Source organism: Saccharopolyspora sp., assembly GCF_017434145.1.
Lineage (GTDB): Bacteria > Actinomycetota > Actinomycetes > Mycobacteriales > Pseudonocardiaceae > Saccharopolyspora_C > Saccharopolyspora_C galaxeae.
Genome location: NZ_JAFRFW010000005.1, coordinates 1 through 1,522, shown reverse-complemented (window position 1 = coordinate 1,522; position 1,522 = coordinate 1). Strand labels below are relative to the sequence as shown.

The following is a 1,522-nucleotide window of genomic DNA, read 5'->3' as shown; positions in this document are numbered from 1 at the left end:
TGCCGGACGGATTCGTTCCCGCGCCGGCGCCGGATCCGCCCGCGACGCCGAAGGACGCCGCGACGGTCGTGCTGCTGCGCGAAGGCGACCAGGGCACCGAGGTCTTCCTGCAGCGCCGGGTGCGGAACATGCCGTTCGCGGGCGGGATGACGGTCTTCCCCGGCGGCGGCGTCGACCCGCGGGACGCCGATGCTTCGATCGCGTGGAGCGGCCCGCCGCCGCAGTGGTGGGCAGAACGCTTCGAATGCACCGAGGAGGTCGCGCGCGCCCTGGTGTGCGCGGCGGTGCGGGAGACCTTCGAGGAATCCGGCGTGCTGCTGGCGGGTCCGGACCCGGACACCGTCGTCGCGGACGCCCGCCCCTACGCCGAAGCCCGTCCGCGCCTGGAGTCCCGCGAGCTGTCCCTGGCCGGTTTCCTCGCCGAGTCCGGCCTCGTGCTGCGCGCGGACCTGCTGCGCCCGTGGGCGAACTGGGTCACCCCGGTCGACGAGCCGAAGCGCTACGACACGCGGTTCTTCCTCGCCGCCATGCCGGACGGGCAACGTGCGGACGGGGTGACCACGGAAGCCGCGCACGCCTACTGGAGCACTCCGGAAGACGCTCTGGAGCAGTGGCGGCGAGGTCGCTGCGGGCTCATGCCGCCGACCTGGGTGACGTTGTCCGAGATCGGTGCTTGTGACGGCGTCGAGGCCGCGCTCGCGGTGCAACGACCGCTCGGGAAGGTCCTGCCGCGGCTGGTGCACCGCGACGGCGCTTGGCGCGTGGTGCTGCCCGGCGAACCCGGCTACGACGAGGAGAGCGACCGGTGAACCATCCCGCTTACGGCGAATTCCGGCCGGTGACACCGTTCGCTTCGGTGCTGCTGGCGGACAACCCCGGCCCGATGACGCTGGACGGCACCAACACCTGGCTGGTCGGCACCGGCGCCAACCGGGTGGTCATCGACCCGGGGCCGGCCGATGCCGGGCACCTGCGGCGGGTTGCCGAGCACGCCCCGGTCTCGCTGATCCTGCTCAGCCACCACCACCCGGATCACACCGAAGGCGTCGCGGAATTGGCCGAGCTGACCGGGGCGCCGGTGCGCGCGCTGGACCCGGAGCTGTGCGCGGGCGCGGAGGCGCTCACCGACGGCGCGGTCATCGAGGAGTCCGGAGTGCGCCTCGAAGTGCTCGCGACCCCGGGGCACACCAAGGACTCGGTGTGCTTCGCCGCGGAGCACGCCGGAGCCACCGCGGTGTTCACCGGCGACACCATCCTCGGGCGCGGCACCACAGTGGTGGCCCAGCCGGACGGGCACCTCGGCTCGTACCTGGAATCGCTGGGCAAGCTGGCGCGGTCGCCGGAAGGGACGCCCGCGCTGCCCGGCCACGGCCCGGACCTGCCGGACGTCGCCGAGGCAGCACGGGGCTACCTGGCACATCGCGCGCAGCGGCTCGACCAGGTGCGGCGGGTCGTGGATGAGCGCGGACCCCGGGTCACCGCCCGCGAGGTCGTGGAGGTCGTCTACGCGGACGTGGACCCG

The 1,522-nt window shown here is 73.7% G+C and carries 2 protein-coding genes; both read left to right on the top strand.

What is annotated here, in order from left to right; translation table 11 throughout:
- The coding region (locus tag IJH84_RS00130) for an NUDIX domain-containing protein (protein ID WP_295138682.1) at positions 1-809 on the top strand (809 nt) is incomplete at its 5' end.
- The coding region (locus tag IJH84_RS00125) for an MBL fold metallo-hydrolase (RefSeq protein WP_295138679.1) at positions 806-1,522 on the top strand (717 nt) is incomplete at its 3' end. The genes IJH84_RS00130 and IJH84_RS00125, both read left to right, overlap by 4 nt.